Annotated in this window: 22 protein-coding genes and 1 other annotated feature; all 22 genes read right to left on the bottom strand. The window is 36.6% G+C overall.

Annotated features, from left to right (window positions below; all coding sequences use genetic code 11):
* Nucleotides 1-83 precede the first annotated feature (83 nt).
* On the bottom strand, nucleotides 84-1,367 hold the full coding sequence (uraA, locus tag NLJ82_RS18850) for a uracil permease (RefSeq protein ID WP_000435929.1): 1,284 nt from the start codon (nucleotides 1,365-1,367) through the stop codon (nucleotides 84-86).
* A 146-nt stretch (nucleotides 1,368-1,513) separates the two neighbouring features.
* On the bottom strand, nucleotides 1,514-2,056 hold the full coding sequence (pyrR, locus tag NLJ82_RS18855) for a bifunctional pyrimidine operon transcriptional regulator/uracil phosphoribosyltransferase (RefSeq protein WP_001156491.1): 543 nt from the start codon (nucleotides 2,054-2,056) through the stop codon (nucleotides 1,514-1,516).
* A gap of 202 nt (nucleotides 2,057-2,258) precedes the next feature.
* On the bottom strand, nucleotides 2,259-3,167 hold the full coding sequence (locus NLJ82_RS18860) for an RluA family pseudouridine synthase (protein ID WP_000005842.1): 909 nt from the start codon (nucleotides 3,165-3,167) through the stop codon (nucleotides 2,259-2,261).
* A gap of 4 nt (nucleotides 3,168-3,171) precedes the next feature.
* Nucleotides 3,172-3,630: a lipoprotein signal peptidase LspA gene (gene lspA / locus NLJ82_RS18865; protein ID WP_000642177.1), complete on the bottom strand. Its 459-nt coding sequence runs from the start codon at nucleotides 3,628-3,630 to the stop codon at nucleotides 3,172-3,174.
* A 124-nt stretch (nucleotides 3,631-3,754) separates the two neighbouring features.
* Nucleotides 3,755-4,084: a TraR/DksA C4-type zinc finger protein gene (locus tag NLJ82_RS18870; RefSeq protein WP_001004664.1), complete on the bottom strand. Its 330-nt coding sequence runs from the start codon at nucleotides 4,082-4,084 to the stop codon at nucleotides 3,755-3,757.
* Nucleotides 4,085-4,240: 156 nt separating this feature from the next.
* On the bottom strand, nucleotides 4,241-7,006 hold the full coding sequence (gene ileS2, locus NLJ82_RS18875) for an isoleucine--tRNA ligase (RefSeq protein ID WP_000455936.1): 2,766 nt from the start codon (nucleotides 7,004-7,006) through the stop codon (nucleotides 4,241-4,243).
* Between the two features lie 71 nt (nucleotides 7,007-7,077).
* Nucleotides 7,078-7,302, bottom strand: a binding site (T-box leader).
* A gap of 51 nt (nucleotides 7,303-7,353) precedes the next feature.
* Nucleotides 7,354-7,860, bottom strand: a complete 507-nt coding sequence (gene divIVA, locus NLJ82_RS18880; protein WP_001131612.1) for a septum site-determining protein DivIVA — start codon at nucleotides 7,858-7,860, stop codon at nucleotides 7,354-7,356.
* Between the two features lie 89 nt (nucleotides 7,861-7,949).
* Nucleotides 7,950-8,717: a YlmH family RNA-binding protein gene (locus NLJ82_RS18885; RefSeq protein ID WP_000029725.1), complete on the bottom strand. Its 768-nt coding sequence runs from the start codon at nucleotides 8,715-8,717 to the stop codon at nucleotides 7,950-7,952.
* 15 nt (nucleotides 8,718-8,732) lie between these two features.
* On the bottom strand, nucleotides 8,733-8,996 hold the full coding sequence (locus NLJ82_RS18890; protein ID WP_000450919.1) for a YggT family protein: 264 nt from the start codon (nucleotides 8,994-8,996) through the stop codon (nucleotides 8,733-8,735).
* A gap of 6 nt (nucleotides 8,997-9,002) precedes the next feature.
* The gene (locus tag NLJ82_RS18895; protein ID WP_000119138.1) at nucleotides 9,003-9,473 is read right to left on the bottom strand and encodes a cell division protein SepF; all 471 of its coding nucleotides are present in this window, start codon (nucleotides 9,471-9,473) and stop codon (nucleotides 9,003-9,005) included.
* 19 nt (nucleotides 9,474-9,492) lie between these two features.
* Nucleotides 9,493-10,167 carry a YggS family pyridoxal phosphate-dependent enzyme gene (locus tag NLJ82_RS18900; RefSeq protein ID WP_000218169.1) on the bottom strand — a complete coding sequence of 225 codons (675 nt, stop codon included), beginning with the start codon at nucleotides 10,165-10,167 and terminating at the stop codon, nucleotides 9,493-9,495.
* Entirely contained in the window at nucleotides 10,164-10,982 is an 819-nt protein-coding gene (gene pgeF / locus NLJ82_RS18905) for a peptidoglycan editing factor PgeF (RefSeq protein WP_001209000.1), read from the bottom strand. The genes NLJ82_RS18900 and pgeF overlap by 4 nt, the downstream gene beginning before the upstream one ends.
* A gap of 118 nt (nucleotides 10,983-11,100) precedes the next feature.
* Complete coding sequence (locus NLJ82_RS18910) at nucleotides 11,101-11,385, bottom strand: YlmC/YmxH family sporulation protein (protein ID WP_012644570.1); 285 nt, start codon at nucleotides 11,383-11,385, stop codon at nucleotides 11,101-11,103.
* Between the two features lie 167 nt (nucleotides 11,386-11,552).
* Entirely contained in the window at nucleotides 11,553-12,332 is a 780-nt protein-coding gene (gene sigG / locus NLJ82_RS18915; protein WP_000197753.1) for an RNA polymerase sporulation sigma factor SigG, read from the bottom strand.
* 157 nt (nucleotides 12,333-12,489) lie between these two features.
* Entirely contained in the window at nucleotides 12,490-13,209 is a 720-nt protein-coding gene (sigE, locus tag NLJ82_RS18920; RefSeq protein WP_000976948.1) for an RNA polymerase sporulation sigma factor SigE, read from the bottom strand.
* A 19-nt stretch (nucleotides 13,210-13,228) separates the two neighbouring features.
* Nucleotides 13,229-14,146: a sigma-E processing peptidase SpoIIGA gene (gene spoIIGA / locus NLJ82_RS18925; RefSeq protein WP_000261978.1), complete on the bottom strand. Its 918-nt coding sequence runs from the start codon at nucleotides 14,144-14,146 to the stop codon at nucleotides 13,229-13,231.
* Nucleotides 14,147-14,587: 441 nt separating this feature from the next.
* Nucleotides 14,588-15,742, bottom strand: a complete 1,155-nt coding sequence (gene ftsZ, locus NLJ82_RS18930; protein ID WP_000888991.1) for a cell division protein FtsZ — start codon at nucleotides 15,740-15,742, stop codon at nucleotides 14,588-14,590.
* A 39-nt stretch (nucleotides 15,743-15,781) separates the two neighbouring features.
* A complete protein-coding gene (ftsA, locus tag NLJ82_RS18935; protein ID WP_001087553.1) occupies nucleotides 15,782-17,089 on the bottom strand; it encodes a cell division protein FtsA in 1,308 nt (435 codons plus the stop codon).
* Nucleotides 17,090-17,489: 400 nt separating this feature from the next.
* Complete coding sequence (divIB, locus tag NLJ82_RS18940) at nucleotides 17,490-18,260, bottom strand: cell division protein DivIB (protein WP_000798234.1); 771 nt, start codon at nucleotides 18,258-18,260, stop codon at nucleotides 17,490-17,492.
* Between the two features lie 98 nt (nucleotides 18,261-18,358).
* Nucleotides 18,359-19,264, bottom strand: a complete 906-nt coding sequence (gene murB, locus NLJ82_RS18945) for a UDP-N-acetylmuramate dehydrogenase (RefSeq protein ID WP_000437039.1) — start codon at nucleotides 19,262-19,264, stop codon at nucleotides 18,359-18,361.
* A 61-nt stretch (nucleotides 19,265-19,325) separates the two neighbouring features.
* Entirely contained in the window at nucleotides 19,326-20,420 is a 1,095-nt protein-coding gene (murG, locus tag NLJ82_RS18950) for an undecaprenyldiphospho-muramoylpentapeptide beta-N-acetylglucosaminyltransferase (protein WP_001265414.1), read from the bottom strand.
* Between the two features lie 105 nt (nucleotides 20,421-20,525).
* Nucleotides 20,526-21,617, bottom strand: coding sequence for a stage V sporulation protein E (gene spoVE / locus NLJ82_RS18955; RefSeq protein ID WP_000753510.1), 1,092 nt, complete (start codon nucleotides 21,615-21,617; stop codon nucleotides 20,526-20,528).
* Nucleotides 21,618-21,621: the final 4 nt, after the last annotated feature.

Genomic DNA, 21,621 nt, shown 5'->3' on the forward strand with positions numbered 1-21,621 from the left:
AAAATACCCTAGTCATGTGAGACTAGGGTGCAAGAAAGAAGCCACCCTTTCCGGTCTCACAGGACTGAATTAAAAGGTTATTATTATGAAGCAATCTGCTTAGATTGTTTTATTTGTTTCGTTTCTGGTAGTAGTAGATTTAACAGTACACCTACAATTGCTGCTAGTGCCATTCCTTCTACTTGGAATGATTCTCCTACGTGAAGTACCGCTCCACCAATACCGATTACTAGTATTACTGATGCAATCATTAAGTTTCGTTTGTCACTTAAATCTGTTTTATCGTCTACCATCATGCGTAATCCGCTTGATGCGATTACACCGAATAGTAAGATTGATACACCACCCATAACTGGTGTTGGGATCGAATGAATCAGTGCAGAAATCTTACCGATAAATCCGAACATGATTGCGAATACCGCTGAACCGATGAATAAGTATACACTGTACGCTCTTGTAATTGCTAGCACGCCGATGTTTTCACCATACGTTGTATTCGGTGGTCCACCGATTAGCGATGCGATTAATGTGGCTACTCCATCACCGAAGATTGAACGGTGTAAACCTGGTTTTTTAATTAAATCTCTTTTAATAACATTTCCTAATACAATTTGATGTCCGATATGTTCTGAAATTGTTACTAGTGCAACTGGTACCATCAAGAGTACAATCTTCCATGAAAACTCTGGTGTGTATGTTACAAATGGTACCGTGAAATCTGGTACAACAAACCATTTTGCCTCAGCTACCGGCTTTAAGTCTACTAACCCTTGGAAGTAAGCGAAAATATATCCGCCGATAATGCCAAGTAACACTGGTATGATACTGAAAAATCCTCTTCCGAATATTGAGCATATGATTGTAATTGCTAATGTTACTAATGCTACTGAAAAGTGTGTAAAGCTATATTTGCCATCCGCACCATTCATCGCCATGTTAACTGCTGTATGTGCTAAAGCTAGCCCGATTACCATTACTACTGGACCAACTACGATTGGTGGTAGTAATTTCATAATCCACTCTGATCCTGATTTCTTAATTCCGAGTGAGATTAAGATGTATACAAGTCCTGCTAGCAAACCACCAAGCATTGCTGCTCCAGGTCCCCCTGCCGTTTTCGCTGTTATAATCGGTGCGATAAAGGCGAATGATGATCCAAGATAGGCAGGTACTTGACCTTTCGTTATAAGAAGAAACGCTAACGTTCCTAATCCACTTGATATTAATGCTACTGACGGATTCAATCCTGTTAAAAACGGAACAAGCACTGTTGATCCAAACATCGCGAACAAATGTTGTATACTTAAAAATAACCATTTTCCCGGTTTCGGTACTTCATTAACGTCTAACACTGGCTTTTGTTCCATTGTTACATCCTCCTTCAGTTTAAATCTTTGCAATAAAAAAACTCTTTGTGCCTGTGCACAAAGAGTCCTACACTTTCGTATGCCAAATTTGACATATGAAAGCCAAGACCCTTTGGCAGCCTCACAGGACTACATTTAAAAGGGCTTTACTTATCGTATATGCTTACTCGATCTTGTTGATCTGTCTCTTGCAAATCAACTTCGATACGCTCTTCACTTGATGTTGGAATATTCTTTCCTACATAATCAGCGCGAATTGGTAGTTCACGATGACCTCTATCAACAAGAACCGCTAGTTGGATTTGTGATGGTCTACCTAAATCCATAAGAGCATCCATTGCTGCTCGAACAGTTCTGCCTGTATATAATACATCATCCACAAGGATAACTTTTTTCTTCGTAATATCTACAGGGATATCAGAACCTTTTACAAGTGGTTCTTTATTTTTCGATTGTAGTGTTAAATCATCTCGATATAACGTAATGTCTAACTCTCCAACTTCCATTTCTTTTCCTTCAATTTGACCAATTCGTTCTGCCAAACGTTGTGCAATAAAAATTCCACGAGTTTTAATTCCGACAAGAACACAATTATCGACACCTTTATTTCGTTCCACGATTTCATGACTAATTCGTGTTAAAGCGCGGCGAATCATTTGGTCATCTAAAACGACAGCTTTCTCTTGCATGCTCTACACCTCCAAGCTTTTTTCTTGCGTGAGAGTAATGGTATAAAAAAAGTCCTCTCAGCGTGTGCGAGAGGACTTTTGAAAAAGGGTACAGCATACCCTATGTATTTCAAACCGTTACCTTCTCAACCTCACGGGGCTGTGTTAAAGGATCATTATTTAACTGTTGTCAGTATCTCAGTTTTCTTATGATTTGTCAATACTATTTTCGTAAAATATTTAATGCATCTTCAAACACTTCTGGAATCGGTGCCTCAAACTGAATATATTCACCAGTACGAGGATGGTCAAATCCTAAAATACCTGCGTGAAGTGCTTGTCCATTCATGTCTAATGTTTTCTTTGGTCCATACTTTGGATCTCCTGCAAGTGGATAGCCAATATATTTCATATGAACACGAATTTGGTGTGTACGCCCTGTTTCTAAGCGACATTCTACAAGTGTGAAATCTTTGAATCGCTCTAACACTTGGAAATGCGTAACAGCATGCTTACCATTTTCATCAACCGTCATACTTTGACGCTCTTTCTTATCACGAGCAATCGGAGCATCAATCGTTCCTTTATCATGCGGAATAACACCGTGTACAATCGCTTTGTAACGTCTCGTTACTGTTTTTGCTACAAGTTGATTTACAAGTGATTCGTGTGCCATATCATTTTTAGCAACCATTAATAAGCCTGATGTATCTTTATCAATACGATGCACGATACCTGGGCGCATTACACCGTTAATGCCCGATAAGTCTGTACAATGGTGCATAAGACCGTTCACAAGTGTACCACTTGTATGACCTGGTGCTGGATGCACAACCATACCACGCGGCTTATTAACAACAAGTACATCTGCATCTTCATAATAAATTTCTAAATTCATATCTTCTGGCTGAATATCTAACTCTTCTGGCTCAGGAATCGTCACTGTAATTTCATCATTTTCTCTAACTTTATAATTCCCTTTTACAGCTTTTCCATTAACTGTAACAACGTTATCTTTAATCCATTGTTGTACTTGTGTACGTGACCATTCATTATTTATTCCTGCAACGAATTTATCAATTCGCTCATTTTTTTGTTCTTCTGCAACTGTTACTTGTACTACTTCACTCATTCAATTACTCCTTCGTTTTCTTGCCTTCTAATAATGTTTGAATAATAATTAATACAACACCAATACATAATGCTGAATCAGCGATATTGAATACTGGATAGTTGTACGAGAAAATATACACGTGAATGAAATCCACTACTTCTTGTCTAAATACACGATCAATAAAATTACCAATTGCTCCGCCTAAAATTAGACCTAATGAAATTCCTAGAAGCTTGTCTGTTTTTGCATATTTTTTCATATAAAATACGATAAATGCTACAAAAACGACTGTAATAATGTAGAAAAACCACATTTTATTTTCTAAAATGCCCCAAGCAGCTCCTCTATTTCGATGTGATGTTATGTATAATACATTATCGATAATCGGAATACTCGTACCCAATTCCATGTTCTTTACAATTAGCCATTTCGATATTTGATCGATGGCAATGACGAATAACGCTATTACATAATATATCATTTTCATTTCCCCCACAAAGACAGTGTACCTCAAAATTTTAGCATAGCTGCAACCTTTTCACAATGAACCTTTATAGAAGAATAAAATAAATTAAAAAAAGGTAATATAATATCGTTGTGCACATTCATACATTTACTTTTTCATAGAAAAATTCATGAATGGTACGTGCAGTCGGCATCGTTTTCATTTGTTTTACCGACATTACTCTCCCTGTGTCTTCACAAATACCATACATATCTATTTCCATTTTAAATAATGCACGTTCTACATCTTTTAAATCCTCTTTTATATCATGTAATAAAAGTTTTTTCTTTATCTCTTCCTTAATTTCATACCCAAGCTCTTCGCTAAACTCTGTATTATATTTGTACATAACCTCTTTAGCTAGCCTCTCTTGTAACTCTTTTCGCATCAATTGCAATTCTTCTTTGATTTCCATATACATTTCATTCACGTGTACATTCCTCCCAGTTGCAATGTACGATTAGTGTGTCCGAAATTTATATGCTTACCTCTCACACATTTTTCCTTCATAGGAAAGAGAGTGAAAGTTATTTCAATATACTGTTAACCAAAAAAATGACTGCACTTTACGTGCAGTCACCCCTTATTATTTTACATAATTTTCTTTAACAACCGTTGCACAACGCTCACATAATGTTTCATGTTCAGCATCTTTACCAATTGTTTCTGAAACTACCCAACAACGTTCACATGTTTCACCAGTTGCTTGAACAACAACAACCGCTGTATGTTCATACTTCGGTGCATCTGCTGGCGCTTCTTCCATCATGCCACCAAGTTTGTACTCAGAAACGATGAATAATTGCTTTAAGTCTTCGTTAATAGACTCTAACATAGCTTTCATTTCTGCAGTTGGATATAGCGTAATGCTTGCATTTAATGACTTACCGATTACCTTTTCATTACGAGCTACTTCTAACGCTTTTAATACGTCATCACGCAATGTCATAAATGCATCCCATTTTGTTTTTAATGCTTCTGCACCATCTAATTGTACAGCTTCTGGCATATCAGTTAATTGTACACTTTCTTCTGTTACACCTGGAATGTATGGCCATACTTCATCAGCTGTATGCGGTAAGATTGGTGTTACAAGTTTCGTCAATGCAACAAGAACATCATATAATACAGTTTGAATTGCACGACGATCTTCATGGTTCGCACCTTCAATGTATAAAATGTCTTTTGCAAAGTCTAAGTAGAATGAACTTAAATCAATTGTACAGAAGTTATGAATTGCATGATATACAGCAGCGAAGTCGTATGTCTCATATGCTTCTTTTACTTTTGTAATTAAGTCATTTAATTTCACTAACATGTAACGATCTACTTCACGAAGTTCAGCTACAGCTACTGTATTTTCACTTGGCTTAAAGTCGTCTAAGTTTCCTAATAAGAAACGGAATGTGTTACGGATTTTACGATACACTTCTGCTACTTGTTTTAAAATATCATCCGAAATACGTACGTCAGATTGATAGTCAACAGAAGATACCCATAAGCGTAAAATATCTCCGCCTAATTGATCCATAATTTTCTTCGGTACGACGATGTTTCCAATCGACTTACTCATTTTACGGCCTTCACCATCTAATACGAAACCATGGCTTAGTACGCCTTTATATGGCGCCTTACCTGTTACAGCAACTGCTGTCGATAATGAAGAGTTAAACCAACCACGATATTGGTCAGATCCTTCTAAATATAAATCAGCTGGACGTTGTAAGTCATCGCGCTCTTCTAATACCGCTTGGTGAGAAGAACCTGAGTCGAACCATACATCCATAATGTCTGTTTCTTTACGGAATTCACCATTTGGGCTACCTGAATGTGTAAATCCTTCTGGTAATAGATCTTTCGCTTCACGCTCAAACCATACGTTAGAACCGTGTTCACGGAATAAATCTGCTACGTGGTTAATTGTTTCATCCGTAATAATTGGATCACCATTCTCAGCATAGAATACTGGAATTGGCACACCCCATGCACGCTGACGAGAAATACACCAGTCACCACGGTCACGAACCATGTTATGAAGACGAGTTTCGCCCCATGCTGGTACCCATTTTGTTTCCGCAACAGCTTCTAATAACTCTTTACGGAATGCTTCAATAGATGCAAACCACTGTGCTGTCGCACGGAAAATAATAGGTTTTTTCGTTCTCCAATCATGTGGATATGAATGCGTGATGAATGTTAGTTTCAGTAACGCGCCTACTTCTTCTAATTTTTCTGTAATTGGCTTGTTAGCTTTATCATAGAATAAGCCTTCAAATCCAGGTGCTTCCTCTGTTAATACACCTTTATCATCAACTGGGCAAAGTACTTCTAAGCCATACTTTTTACCAACAATAAAGTCATCTTCCCCGTGTCCTGGTGCTGTATGAACACAACCTGTACCTGCATCTGTTGTTACGTGATCTCCTAGCATAACTAATGAATCACGATCGTAGAATGGATGCTTTGCAACTGTATACTCAAGCTCGCTACCTTTTACTGTTTTCACAACTTCAGCGTTTTCCCACTCTAACGTTTTTGCAACTGTCTCAAATAGTTCAGAAGCAATAATATATTTTTCACCATTTACTTTTACAATAGCGTATTCAAGTTCTGGGTGAACAGAAATACCTAAGTTTGCAGGCAACGTCCAAGGCGTTGTTGTCCAGATAATGTATTTCTCATCACCTTCTAATACGTTCTTTCCATCTTTTACAGGAAATGCTACGTAAATAGATGCAGATTTTTTATCTTGGTATTCAATTTCAGCTTCTGCTAAAGCTGATTCACTCGTTGGTGACCAATAAACTGGTTTTTGTCCTTTATAGATATAACCTTTTTTCGCCATATCACCAAACACTTTAATTTGTTGTGCTTCATATGCTGGCTCTAAAGTAATGTATGGGTTATCCCAATCAGCACGTACACCTAAACGCTTAAATTGCTCACGCTGACGTTCTACTTGTTCATATGCATACTCTGCACATAACTTACGGAACTCAGCAACTGTCATTTCTTTACGCTTCACACCTTTATTTGTTAAAGCTTGTTCAATTGGTAAACCGTGTGTATCCCAACCTGGGACATATGGTGCACAGAAACCAGTCATTGATTTATAACGAACGATAAAGTCTTTTAATACTTTATTTAATGCATGTCCCATATGAATGTCACCATTCGCATATGGAGGTCCATCATGCAGTACAAATAAAGGACGACCTTTCGTATGTTCTTGTACCTTTTCATAAATATTCATTTCCGCCCACTTTTCTTGCATTGCAGGCTCACGTTTTGGTAAATTCCCACGCATCGGGAACTCTGTTTTTGGCATTAGTAATGTATTTTTGTACTCCATGCTCAATTCCTCCTTACATGTATAAAAGAAAGACCTAAAAAACGGAATAAAAAAGAGACTTTCTCATCCCAAAAAGGGACGAGAAAGTCTCCCGCGGTACCACCCTAGTAGATTCTATACGTATGTATACAATCCTCTTTATATTCTTAACGCGAATATACGCCTACGCTTACTCTATTTGTTCAGCGCGGAACTCCAGGGTGATATTCCCATTATCTCCTTATCCTGAGCTTACACCATCCTCAGTTCGCTATATAAGGTATGAAAAAGGTACTTATCCCTATCTTCGTTTTTCTTAATAAATATGTTGTTTAAAATTATATGTAATAATGCGAAAAACGTCAAGCTTACACTGTTTCTTCTTTTTTCAACAGCTCGTCTACTTCGTCTTCTAACTCAATTAGTTTATCCCAATCATCGTTGTTTAACATTTCAAGCTGTGTTTCTAATAACATACGGAAACGAGTGCGGAATACTTTCGCTTGTTTCTTTAGCTCTTCAATATCAAAAGCAACTTTTCTTGATTTTACTAAAGCTTCGTTAATAATACGGTCTGCATTCTTTTCAGCTTCACGTACAATTAATTTTGCCTCTTTTTGCGCATTACGTTTTACTTCTTCCGCTGCTTCTTGTGCAACAACGATAGATTTGTTTAACGTATCTTCAATATTAGAGAAATGATCTAACTTCCCTTCTAATTGCGCAACTTGTTCTTCTAAAGCTTTTTTTTCACGAATGACTAATTCATAATCTTTGATAATTTGATCAAGAAACTCATTTACTTGATCCTCATCATAGCCACGGAATCCGCGACCAAATTCTTTGTTATGAATATCTAATGGTGTTAACGGCACAACGCCACCTCCAAGTAGTTATCTAAATTTCCTCTTTCAATTATATCTTTTCTTCGACAAAATAGGAGGATTTCCTTCTAAAAAACCAATCATTTTAGTATACCATACAAAATTCTCCATTTGTCGCGCTTTGTTCTACCTTCTACAGAAAACAATTTACTGCGTCCATATCCTCTCACTGAAAAAACATCTCCTGGATAACATTCATAAGAGGTTTGCTCCACTGTTTTCCAATTCACTTTTACTAAACCATTTTTTATGAAAGGTTGTACTTTTTGCCTAGATATATGTAACATTTCAGCTAACATAACATCTAAACGAAGTGAAGAAACCGTTCCGGATTTCTCCCCCCACGTTTCTTGTATCTGTAGAATTTTTTCCCCTTGCACTGGTGATAAGGAGACTTTCACTTTTCCTATAGATTGTAAGTTCATCTCAATATAAGATACAACTTCTTTCGCGACTACAATTTGGGCACGATCTTCTTGAAGCAAAATATCACCACATTTTTCTCTCGTTAAACCGAGAGACATAAATGTACCTAATATTTGCCTATGCTCTAGCGTATAAAACTTGGAAGGATAGTCAATTTCCAATACTTCTACTTGAAATTCCTCTTCATTTATTACTAGATAGTCCGGATAAATGAGTGCTCTTTTGCGCTCTGCTTGAGACGTTGCACCATCAAATTGTACAGCAACATCTCCTTGTCCTATTACCATCGTGACAATTTGTTGTTGTCTTGGATCAAGAAAGTCTGTTAACTTCACTTGATGGTACTCTGCTGCTCGCTTCCACTCTAACACTTTATCCACAAAGACCACTTCATCAGGTCTAAAATGCTCGTAGATGCTCATGTATTTAACCTCTTACTATAAGAAATAGCCGAATAAAGTTACTAAACCACTTGTAGCAAGTCTCAACGCAAAAATCGCAACAAGTGGTGAGATGTCAATCATACCAAGCGGCGGAATAAATCTGCGAAATGGTTCTAAATACGGTTCACAAATACGGGCAAGAAAATCTCCGAAAGTTGATTCCTTTGCACCTGGGAACCATGATAGGAGAATGTAAATAATAAGTGCCCACGAGTAAATCTCGATAGCAGTAACTAAAAGCCTTAAAACTGTTTCCATGGCGTATTACCACCTCTTTATATTTGTGTCTTCTTCTTCACCGAATAACTCTGAAATTGCACCAACTATATCTACATTTTCAGGCGTACACATAAATGTTTTCGGTCCTATTTTTTGAATGTCCCCGCCTATAGCGTATACAGTACCACTTAAAAAGTCAACGATACGTACAGCTTGATCCGTAGACATTCGTTGTAAATTAATTACAACAGCTCGTCTACCTTTTAAATGGTCCGCAATTCCTTGCGCTTCCGAATATGTGCGTGGTTCTAATAAAACAACTTTTGAGGATTGCTTCGCTGTTTCAATGCTCACAACATTTTGTTTCGTTTGCGCTTTTGGAAACGTAACATCTTGTTGTTCTGGCGGATCTTGCTGCTTCTTCATGTCCGTTTGCTCCTTTTCATAACTATATTGAGCTGCTTCTTTTTCTTCAGGTGTATCAAAAAAGAAGTATTTTACTTTTGACCAACTCATAATAAGATTCTCCTTCCTTTTACGCTTTTCCTACTAAAATCGTCCCCAAACGAATATATGTAGCACCTTCTTCAATTGCAATGGTGTAATCATTAGACATTCCCATTGATAATTCTTTACATGGCGCATGTAATAATTCTAACTCCTGCACCTCTGTTTGTAGCATACGTAATGTCTTAAAACAGCGTCTGATTTCTTCCTCTTCTTCTGTAAACGGAGCCATTGTCATTAGTCCAACCACTTCAATCTTATCCAATTCTTGCAAACTTTGAATAAAAGAAACGGTTTCTTCTATTGCCAATCCTTGCTTTGATTCTTCAGATGATGTTTTCACTTGAATAAAACATTTCACTTTCTTATCCGCACGTTTTTGAATTTCTTTTGCAAGTGAAAGACGATCTAATGAATGTAAATAATCGATTTCATTAATGATTTCTTTTACTTTTCTCGTTTGTAATGATCCAATAAAATGCCAATTCACTTTTGAACCGAAATGTTCATACTTCTGTAAGAAACCTTCATTTCTATTTTCACCTAAATCGATAATTCCTGCTTCAATTACTTCGTTTGTTTTTTCAATTCCTACCGTTTTTGTAACTGCAACGAGTTTAATATCTTGCAAAGAACGTCCCGCTCGCGCGCAAGATTGTTTAATTGCTTCGTTTACAGTTGTTAAATTTGTTTGTACTGTCACTTGCTTTCATCCTCCTTAAAACCTATGAAACTCAACATTCTCCCTGTCTTACCTTGATCACGACGATGAGAGAAAAACAGTTGCTCTTCACAGCTTGTACAAAGAGATGACATTACAATATTCTCTTCTTTTATGCCTGCTTGTACACATAATATACGATTAATTTCTTTTAAATTAATTGCGTACTGCCCGTCAGAAACTTTTTTATAAGGAACAGAACCGTTTACTACTTGCTCTGCTGCTGTTAACACTCGATCATCAACAATGTAACAACAAGATCCAATTGCTGGTCCAATCGCAACATGAATTTCATCACTCGAAATCCCTTCTGCATTCCATTTTTGAATCATTTCTTTTGCAATCTCTTTTACAGTCCCTTTCCATCCAGCATGCGCAAGTCCTATCATACCATGTGATGGTGCATAAAAATAGAGTGGAACACAATCCGCATAACAAGATGTTAAAAGAACATCATTATTAGTCGTATAAATGCCATCTGTTTTTGAAATGCCGTCTTCATATGAATAAACGCCACTTCCTTTTTCCTGTTGTCCTACTTTTTCAACATGATGATCATGAACTTGTTCAGAGCAAATCCAGTTTTCTAATGGTTTTTGTAACTTATTTGCTAAAATGCGTCTATTTTCATGAACGTTCTCGGCAATATCATTCACATGTAATCCTAAATTCATTGCATGAAAGGAGCCCGTACTTACCCCACCATCTTTTGTCGTAAATCCAGCAGTAATGTTTCCAAGTTCTTTCCACGCTTCTAAATACAGTATACCGTCCACATATTTAAATGGTTCTCTCATAACAGCGGCTCCTTTTAATTAAAATAACATAAAAAAGCATGGTACTTCCTGTCTATTTTACCATACTTTTATTTTTTCATAATCCTAACAGAAAAAAAAGAGGAATTTGTAATATTCTTTATGAAATTGTCGGTGTTTGTATTGATTCTGTTACAGAATTAACAGGATTTACTCTAACAAGTATGACATCTTCCCCAATTTTCACAATTTCTTTCCAAGGAATTACAATTTCTACGTCTTTCCCAAAAACCCCAAACATACGTGCCTGTTTAGAAATAATAATAGAATCGATCTTCCCTGTGTTCATATCAATTTCAATATCACCAATATTCCCCAGTCTTTTTCCGTCTGAAACATTTATTATATCTTTCATCTGCAATTCCGAAATTTGTATCACTTTCATCCTCTCCCTTATATATGACGAATCGAAAAAACATTGTTTCACAAATGAACAGGAAGCACCCTCTTACCAACCTCATATTATTTTCATTATATGAACACAACTATCCTACTATGAGCGCAAACAAACTATATGACATATAAAAAGGTCTCACCATAAATGGTGAAACCTTATCCTTGAATCGTCTTATTCATTTGTTTAATAGCTGATTTCTCTAAACGTGACACTTGTGCTTGAGAAATCCCAATTTCTTCTGCAACTTCCATTTGTGTTTTTCCTTGGAAGAAACGTTTTCGAATAATCATTTTCTCACGATCATTTAAACGCTTCATTCCTTCTTTTAGAGCTAACTCTTCAACCCACTGCTCGTCCTTTTGTTTTTCATCACTTAACTGATCCATAACAAAGATAGGATCCCCCCCATCGTTATAAATCGGCTCAAATAATGAAACTGGATCTTGAATTGCATCTAAAGCAAAAACGATTTCTTCATGAGTCACTTCAAGCACTTTTGCAATATCCATTGCTGTTGGTTCTTTTGAATTTTCTGCAATCAACTTTTCTCTTACTTGTAACGCTTTATACGCAATATCTCGTAATGAACGAGATACGCGAATCGGATTGTTATCACGCAAATATCTGCGTATTTCCCCAATAATCATCGGCACAGCATACGTTGAAAATTTTACATTTTGGCCTAAATCAAAATTATCAATGGATTTCATAAGTCCGATGCAACCAACTTGAAATAAATCGTCAACATATTCTCCTCTGTTATTAAATCTTTGGATGACGCTCAGTACAAGACGTAAGTTTCCATTCACTAATTTCTCTCTTGCGCTTATCTCTCCACTTTGCATTTCACGAAATAATTTACGCATTTCATCATTTTTTAGTACGGGAAGTTTAGCTGTATCAACACCGCAAATTTCTACTTTGTTTCTCGTCAAAGTGTTCCCTCCTATCGGGAGTTGCTGTACAGTGTAAAGTATTTCCTTTGAAGGGGATTTTATGCATGCGGTTTTCTCTTCATTTTTCATTTTCGTTGTCCTTCCTCATACAACGAAAGAGAATAAGACCAGCCTACATAACGGCTGGTCTTATTCTTTACACCATTTTATTAAATTCTTTTCTTAATCTTTTTATGATTCTTTTTTCTAAACGCGAAATGTATGACTGTGAAATCCCAAGCATATCCGCTACATCTTTTTGCGTCTTTTCCTCTCCTCCAGCAAGCCCAAACCGAAGTTCCATAATTTGTTTTTCACGATCATTTAATTGATGTAATGCTTTCATTAGAAGATGACGATCAACCGTAGCCTCTAAATCTTTTGTAATAATATCATCGTCTGTCCCTAATACATCTGATAATAAAAGTTCATTCCCGTCCCAATCGATGTTAAGCGGTTCATCAAAAGAAACTTCTGAACGATTTTTATTATTCCGGCGCAAATGCATTAAAATTTCATTTTCTATACAACGTGATGCATATGTTGCTAATTTTATTTTCTTTTCTGGATTAAATGTATTTACCGCTTTAATAAGCCCAATTGTTCCAATGCTAATTAAATCTTCAATATTTATCCCTGTATTTTCAAACTTTCTTGCTATATATACAACTAGCCGTAAATTGCGTTCAATCAGTAACGACCTTGCTGCCTGATCTCCTTTTGGCAATTTATTCAAAAGAACTTCCTCTTCTTCTTTCGTTAACGGCGGTGGTAACGCTTCACTTCCACCAATGTAATAAATTTCATCGGTCTTAATTCCTAATTTCAACAATACTTTATACCAAAGGTATACTAAATAAAATTTTAATTTCATCATATTATCCCGCCTCCCATTATTAAGCAATTACCATTTTTTGCGAAATTAACATTTTCGGATGCACAATACATTGATACTCTCCATTGGTTGACAACTGTTGTGTATTTAATCCAATCAATACTTTATTGACGACAATAGAACTACCTTCATGATAAATTTGTACACTTTCTGGCTTAATTGCCCATAAAAATTGATTCTCTACTCCTACTGCTCGGAAAGGAATTAAGCGTAATTTTGTCGCCCACCCAGAATCATTTTCTGGTATTTGAGGAATCTGTGTTTTGGAATAAATTTGTTCTGTTAACCAAGCTGGTAAACAATGTTCTAACGATGAAATATGCATAATCATAACAGGTGTTTTCGTTAACGGGTCGTAAAGTTGATTCCCACTATCAATTAAACCTGCGAGTTCTAGTTCCTCTTCAGCTAATTGAATTTTCAATTTCACAATTTGATCATAGTGTATTTTTGTAACCTCTACGCTTTCAATACGCTTTTTAGAAAAATAATAAATGATTGGAAAACCAAAAATAACGAACAACCAACTAATTGGGTCACCATAAGAAATTGATTGAGATTGAACCAACCCATTTACCATTTCATTCGTTTGCAAAAAGAAATGAGTGCCCATTAATCCTCCGCCAACCATAAAGGTTACAAAGTAAAAAGTAAAAACAGTTTGTGCATAATTTCTAAATGTTGTAAACCCAAATGCTGTATACACAATAAGTAACGAGTACAGTAGTTTCATAATTGGATGTGTCATCATAGAAGCAAAAGGAGTAAAGGCAAAAATAACAATGGTTGAACCTATAAATGCCCCTAACACAAGCCTCCATCTTTTGATCTTCTTTTTTAACACGGTAGCCGTTAATAAAAGTAAAAGAAAATCAATGCAGGCGTTTAACAACCAAACAACGTCGGCGTAAACAACCAAACAATTCACCTCTTTTTTTAAGTTGAGACTAGTATAATGCATATCCAATAGGAAAGTGTGTCAATTTGCGGAGGTGTTTTTTTGTTATTTTGTGCTTTCTAGACATAATCTGTCGGTAAAAAATAAAAGTATATGTTTCATAGAATGCTATATTTTTTTCAAACTTTAATCAGTGGGGGTTTTCTTCATCCCCCCACTGATTATTAGCCCTCACCAATCGGGCTTTAATGGGCAGCCCGATCCCCACCTAACTTCTTTGCTTTCGCTGCATTTTGAGGTGGGGTCTTACTGCCCATTAAAGCGGGATAAAGTGAAAGCTTAATCTGTACGCACCAATTGGGCTACCCAGCAAAAAGCGGAATAAATTACAATAAAAAAAGACCTGCTTAGCAGATCTTTTCCCTGTATAAAACAAAAAGGAGCATAAATGCTCCTTTTCTTTTATCGTCTACGACGATTACGTAAGAATGCTGGAATATCGATATCATCTGAATCTGAATGACGCTCATGTACAACCGGCTCTTCACGCTTCATTTCACGTTTTACTTCACGTTGTTTTGGTGGTTGAGCTACTGGCTGTTGCTGTTGTTGCGTGTGATTCACATTCGGACGGATAATTGGTTTTGGTGGTTGAGTTGCAATTGTATCATCAAAACCAGTTGCAATTACAGTTACAACGATATCATCTTTTAATCCTTCATTAATAACCGAACCGAAGATCATATTTACTTCTGGATCTGAAGCTGAAGCTACAATGTCTGCCGCTTCTTGTACTTCATATAAGCTTAAGTTAGCTCCACCCGTAATGTTCATGATAACACCTTGAGCTCCATCAATAGATGTTTCTAATAATGGACTAGAAATCGCTTTTTTCGCAGCTTCAGCAGCACGATTTTCTCCATTACCAGAACCAATACCCATTAAAGCAGAACCTCTATTAGACATAATTGTCTTTACGTCTGCGAAGTCTAAGTTAATTAAACCTGGTGTTGCAATTAAATCAGAAATACCTTGAACACCTTGACGTAATACGTTATCTGCTTCACGGAATGCCTCTAACATTGGCGTGTTTTTATCAACAATCTCTAATAAGCGATCGTTTGGAATTACAATAAGTGTATCTACATTTTCTTTAAATGCCGCAATACCAGATGCCGCTTGTGTTGCACGCTTACGTCCTTCAAATGTAAATGGACGTGTGACAACACCAACTGTTAATGCACCTAATTCTTTTGCCACTTGAGCAACAACTGGAGCTGCACCAGTTCCAGTTCCGCCGCCCATACCAGCAGTTACGAATACCATATCAGCACCACGAAGTGCTTCTTGGATCTGTTCTTTACTTTCTTCTGCAGCTTTTTTCCCTACTTCAGGGTTTGCTCCTGCACCAAGTCCACGTGTTAATTTTCCACCAATTTGCATTTTCGTTTCAGCTTTTGATAGATTTAATGCTTGTGCATCAGTATTCACAGCGATAAAGTCTACACCTTGTACACCGTGTTCAATCATACGGTTTACAGCATTGTTTCCGCCACCGCCGACACCGATAACTTTTATATTCGCTAATTGATCTTGAGTAGTATCAAACTCTAACATGTCGAAATCCCCCTAGAACCTCATTTTTCGTGTCCAATTTTAATCCCATAAATAACGGAATACACGTTTTACTTTTGACATCATACGGTCATCATTTTGATTATTATTGTTTTGATTACGCGTTTTTTGTTTCGCAGGTTGCTGTTGTACCGGCGTTGGAGCTGGTGCTGGTACTGGTTCAAAATGCTCTTGTTTTTCCTGCACATTTTTCCCACGCAACTTAGCTTTTTGATAAGAATGTTTAATTAATCCTACTCCACTTGTATATTGGGGCTCACGCACGCCAATATAATCAGGAGTTGCTATACGAACATTTTCATGTAAAATATCATATGCAAGATCAAGAACACCTGGCATAGAAGCAATTCCACCAGTTAGTACATAACCAGAAGCTACTTGCTTTACTCCTAACTTACGCACTTCATCTTGAACAAACATTAAAATTTCCTCTACACGAGCCTCTATTATATCCGATAATTCCAACTGAGAATATTGTTCTGTTTGATCGCTTCCCATAATAGGAACCGTAAACATCTCTTCTTCAGACGCTGTATCATAAAAAGCATGTCCATATTTCAACTTAATTTGATCTGCATTTTCTGTTGAAGTTTTCAACCCAATCGCAATATCCTTCGTTATATGGTCTCCACCTAATGGTAATACGCTCGTTGCTTGTAACTCTCCATCTTTAAAAATAGATAGAGTTGTAGATCCTCCCCCCATATCAACAAGGGCTACTCCTCTATTTTTTTCATCTGAAGATATAGCAACTGTTGCAGCCGCTAAAGGTTGAAGACAAATATCAACAATTTCAAGACCTGCTTTTTCTACACAACGAAGTAGGTTATGTAGTAAAGTTCTCGAGCCTGTAATAAGTGTACCTTCCATTTCTAATCTTACACCGATCATCCCGCGCGGATCGTTAATCTCGTCAAGACCGTCTACAATGAACTGTCGAGGTACCACATCAATAAACTCACGTTCTGGAGCAATTGACACAACTTGTGCTGCATCTAGAACGCGTAAGACATCTTCATTCCCGATTTCACGATCTTCATTTGAAACAGCGACTACTCCGTGACAAGGGAGTAGCTGTACCTGGTTTGCATTGACACCTACTACAACTTGCTCAATGTGGATTCCCACCATGCGCTCAGCTTGTTCAATTGCTTTTTTAATTGATCGAACAGTCTCGTCTATATCAACTATCGATCCCTTCTTTAAACCATTTGATTTTACATTTCCAACACCAATAATGTTTAAGCTGTCATTAACCATTTCACCAATGATGACTTTAACATTGGATGTACCGATGTCAAGACTAACATATATTTCATTGCTGTTCATTCTTTGGCACCTCCTTCTTTATTTATACCATACAACTCAATATATGGAACAACAATCGCAACTTTACTATTTATAAGAAAAATATTCAACGTCTTTATACGTTTCCCTTTTTTAACCCTATATTTTTCTTATTTTTATTTAACATTCATTTAAGAATATCGCAGTAAACTGTGAATAACTGCTTATCTTGAAATAATTCTATTTCAAGTGTAAAGATTACCGCCAAGTATAAGTCTACACTAAGATGTACTCATAGAAAAGTGAAACTTGTACCAATCCTAGTATGAATCTAAGAATTTTTACATATTTTTCATCAAATGAACCATTCTTGTAAATTCAGATACATCAAACCGAACGTATGTCCCTTAATTACGTTTATACAATTATAAAAAATGCTATTTTACTGTTCCTTTTCTTCACCATCTAAATATTTAAGGTATGCTCCTACCTCTAAATGAATTAGAGCTTTTCTACCTGGTTCAATTTGCTTTATCATTAGTGGATAAGCTTCCATACGTTTTGCGAAATTTTGAATCGTAGTGCTCACTTCATACCCTTCATTCATATATAAAGTAAGGTGGTCTTCATTCGCATTTGTCGGTGAATAACGAATTTCAGAAATAGACCTTAAAATAGTTGGTGTTAATTTTTCAAGCTCAGCAATTAACTCCTTCATTTTCTCCTCTTTAAAAGGTTCAAAAATTGGCGCTGCAACAGGAAGTTTTCCGTTCGGGAGTACATCAAGTGTTTTCCCGTTCTCTAATAACGGTTGTAATTTCCCATCTTTGTTTATATAACCAATTGTTAAATATTCTTCAATATGAACGTCAATTTTATTTGGAAAACGCTTCTTTACATTTACTGCTTTAATTTCTTTTCGTTTCGTTAAGTTTTCTTCTGCTTTATGTGCTGTCACTCGGAAATAACTTGTATCATATGTCACACCTGATTCCTTCATCACTTGTTCATCTGTCATATAATGATTTCCAAACACGCTTATCTTTTTTATATTGCTAAGCGGAGACCGAAAATAAATTAAAAAGAGAACTAATAAAAATAAAATTGATATGTATAAAATCAACCGATGATTAACATTTTTCTTGTTTTTTTTCTGTTGATTTTTTAACTTTGGTACACGATCCTGTAGTTTAATCACTTTACTATTTTTCATGTACGATCCCCCTACGTAACATAAAGAACGGCATGTTCCTCATGCCGTTCTTATCTTCTTATTATAACATAAATGATAATGAGCGGAACGAATAACCGTTATCTTCCAATGATTTCTACTTCTGTATGCATTTCTACGCTAAATTTATCCTTGATTGTTTGTTTTACTAATGCTATTAAAGATAATACATCTTGCGCGCTAGCTCCACCAGTATTAATAATGAAGTTCCCATGCATTTCAGAAATTTGAGCTCCACCTATTTGATAACCACGAAGCCCCGCCTTCTCTATTAAATCTCCTGCAAAGTATGGAATTGGATTCCGAAACACACTTCCTGCACAAGGGTGATTCCATGGCTGTGTTTCACGACGGTAATCTTTATTCTTTTGCATGACACTTACAATTCCCTCACGCTCTCCTATCTGCAATTGAAACTCAGCTTCCAAAACAATACCAGGACGTTTCGTTTGCAATACAGATGTACGATAGGAAAACTCCATTTCTTCATGCGTTAACCAGTCAATTGTTCCGTCTTCAAACAAAATAAGAGCTTTTGAGAATATGCTTGATATATCCGATTTATGTGCTCCTGCATTCATATACACTGCACCGCCAACACTTCCTGGAATACCACTTGCGAACTCCAGACCAGCTAGCCCTTGACGACTAAGTAAAGTTGATAATTTAATCAGGGGATACCCACCACCAACTCTTACTCTATGTTTTTCGACTTCTAAGTGGTCTAATCCTTCTCCTAAACGAATAACGACACCTTCTATACCTAGATCAGATACAAGAAGGTTCGAACCGCGACCAATTACAGTCCACTTTGTTTTATATTTCTTTACTAACTGCAACGTTTTTTCAATACCGGCAACATGCTTTGGCACAATTAAAATATCAGCTGGTCCACCTATTTTCATAGTTGTATAACGTGCTAACGGTTCATCCACTAACACACGACCAACATTTGCTTCTATAAGCTCATTTACTAATTGCTCCATAAACAATCTCCCCCATACTAAGCATCCTTATTACAGTAGTATGCAGGGCGTTCACCTAACGTTATTTTTTTACAAGCTTATTCATGACTTCATACAGCTTATTTGCTGCATCTGGAATACCTAATTGCCCAGCAGCAAGCTTCATATTTTGTAATGTTTGTGCATCTAATAGAATCTCATCAATATCACGAATAAGTGTTTCAGCTGTTAAATCTTTTTCAAGCAACATTTTTGCTGCTCCTTTATCGACAACAGAACGTGCATTTTTTTCCTGATGGTTATTTGTTACATAAGGACTCGGAATTAACACACTTGGCTTACCTAACGCTGTTAATTCTGCAAGTGTTGTTGCTCCAGCCCTTGAAACAACAAGATCTACACCTGTAAGTACTTCTGGCATATTATGAATGAAAGGTTTAATAATAACATTATGCGGGTTCCCTTTTTGCTTCACTGCATCCATCACTTTATCGTAATGAACTTCACCTGTTACATACAATATTTCGTAACTTTTATTTCCAAACTGTTCAATTGCCTCTACGAAAGCGTCGTTAATTGGTCTAGCCCCACGGCTGCCACCAAAAATAAGCACGGATTTTTTAGGAAGAGATAAACCTACTGAACGTTTTCCTTTCATTCCATTTTGATCCATTACTTCTGACGCTCGTGGGTTTCCTGTCATGACCACTTTTGACTGCGGAAAATGTTCTGCAGCCGCTTCAAAACAAACTGCAACTTTATCAACATAGCGGCTTAAAAATTTATTCGTTACACCAGGTACACTATTTTGTTCATGTACAATAGTTGGAATACCTAATTTTGCCGCAGCATATACAACAGGTCCACATACGTATCCACCTGTTCCAATTACAATATCTGGATTGAAACGACGAATATATCGTTTACTATCTTGTACACCTTTTAGGAAACGCATCACCGTTTTCACGTTATCTAACGATATTTTACGCTTAAATCCACTTATAACAATAGATTGAAACGGTATACCTGCTTTGGGCACGATTGTGCTCTCTAATCCATTCTCCGTACCAATATATAAAAACCTTGCTTCCGGATTTAATTTTTTTATTTCTCTTATTAAAGCAAGAGCCGGATAAATATGACCTCCAGTGCCCCCACCACTTACTAATACACGCACTACTAACTCCTCCGCTTCTCTTTTTCTTATTACAGTCTTATTTATTTCTATATACATATTGTTTCTTCGTACACATACGAAAAACCCTGTCTTATAAAACAGGGTTTAGTAGCGAGAATGGCGACTTATATTTAATAATACACCTACTGCCATTAACATTAATGTCAAACTTGATCCACCATAACTTAAAAACGGCAAAGTAATACCCGTAACAGGCATCAATCCTGTTACAACACCAACATTAATCATTACTTGAATCGCAATCATCGCCACAATACCTACTGCTAAAAACGTACCATATAAATCTGGCGCTCCTAAAGCTATACGAATCCCACGCCATAATAATAGACTAAATAATAATAACACAAATGAACCACCAATAAAACCTAATTCCTCGGATAAGATAGCAAATATAAAATCTGTTTGCGGTTCAGGTAAATAAAGAAACTTTTGTCTACTTTGTCCAAGTCCAAGCCCGAATAATCCACCTGGTCCAATTGCGAGTAACGATTGAATAATTTGAAATCCACTTCCAAGCGGATCTGACCACGGGTCTAAATATGATGTAATACGTTTCATCCGATACGGTGCTGATGCAATTAGCCCTACAAATCCTGCTACACCAAGCAAACCAAACATTGCAAAGTGAAAGACTCTTGCTCCTGAGATAAATATCATAATGATACATGTCCCAACCATTACCGTCCCTGTACCAAGGTCCGGCTGTAACATAATCATTCCAAAAGCAAGAAATACAAAACCTAAAGCTGGTAGTAAACCACGTTTAAAAGAGGTAATTAATTTTTGTCGTTCCGCTAAAAATTTCGCTAAGAAAATAATCATCGCAAACTTCATAAATTCGGACGGTTGAATGGAAAATGCCCCGATTCCAATCCAACTTCGCGCTCCTCCTCGAACAAGACCTACTCCAGGAATAAGAACGAGAATAAGAAGAATGAAGCAAACTAGCAAAATTACTTTTGAATACGTACGCCACACCCAATAATCAATTTTCATAATAAAAAACATAGCCACTACACCAAGACCTGCGAATAGCAATTGCCTTTTTGCAAAAAAGAATGAGTCCCCCATTTTATAAGAGGCCCAAACCGCACTCGCACTATAAACCATAATCATTCCGATTGTTAACAACGCAAGTGTAACGATGATGAGAATAAAATCAGGCGTTTTCTTCATTACC

The sequence above is a fragment of the Bacillus paranthracis genome (assembly GCF_024296885.1).
Classification (GTDB): domain Bacteria; phylum Bacillota; class Bacilli; order Bacillales; family Bacillaceae_G; genus Bacillus_A; species Bacillus_A paranthracis.

Bases quoted from the DNA above. Each gene is read 5' to 3' on its own strand.
- ftsA (WP_001087553.1), bottom strand. From the start codon at position 17,089: ATGAACAGCAATGAAATATATGTTAGTCTTGACATCGGTACATCCAAT.
- NLJ82_RS18860 (WP_000005842.1), bottom strand. From the start codon at position 3,167: ATGAGTGAAGTAGTACAAGTAACAGTTGCAGAAGAACAAAAAAATGAG.
- pyrR (WP_001156491.1), bottom strand. From the start codon at position 2,056: ATGCAAGAGAAAGCTGTCGTTTTAGATGACCAAATGATTCGCCGCGCT.
- lspA (WP_000642177.1), bottom strand. From the start codon at position 3,630: ATGATATATTATGTAATAGCGTTATTCGTCATTGCCATCGATCAAATA.
- ftsZ (WP_000888991.1), bottom strand. From the start codon at position 15,742: ATGTTAGAGTTTGATACTACTCAAGATCAATTAGCGAATATAAAAGTT.
- ileS2 (WP_000455936.1), bottom strand. From the start codon at position 7,006: ATGGAGTACAAAAATACATTACTAATGCCAAAAACAGAGTTCCCGATG.
- NLJ82_RS18885 (WP_000029725.1), bottom strand. From the start codon at position 8,717: ATGAGCATCTACGAGCATTTTAGACCTGATGAAGTGGTCTTTGTGGAT.
- divIB (WP_000798234.1), bottom strand. From the start codon at position 18,260: ATGAAAAATAGTAAAGTGATTAAACTACAGGATCGTGTACCAAAGTTA.
- spoVE (WP_000753510.1), bottom strand. From the start codon at position 21,617: ATGAAGAAAACGCCTGATTTTATTCTCATCATCGTTACACTTGCGTTG.
- NLJ82_RS18910 (WP_012644570.1), bottom strand. From the start codon at position 11,385: ATGAAAGTGATACAAATTTCGGAATTGCAGATGAAAGATATAATAAAT.
- NLJ82_RS18895 (WP_000119138.1), bottom strand. From the start codon at position 9,473: ATGAGTTGGTCAAAAGTAAAATACTTCTTTTTTGATACACCTGAAGAA.
- murB (WP_000437039.1), bottom strand. From the start codon at position 19,264: ATGGAGCAATTAGTAAATGAGCTTATAGAAGCAAATGTTGGTCGTGTG.
- NLJ82_RS18890 (WP_000450919.1), bottom strand. From the start codon at position 8,996: ATGGAAACAGTTTTAAGGCTTTTAGTTACTGCTATCGAGATTTACTCG.
- uraA (WP_000435929.1), bottom strand. From the start codon at position 1,367: ATGGAACAAAAGCCAGTGTTAGACGTTAATGAAGTACCGAAACCGGGA.
- sigE (WP_000976948.1), bottom strand. From the start codon at position 13,209: ATGATGAAATTAAAATTTTATTTAGTATACCTTTGGTATAAAGTATTG.
- pgeF (WP_001209000.1), bottom strand. From the start codon at position 10,982: ATGAGAGAACCATTTAAATATGTGGACGGTATACTGTATTTAGAAGCG.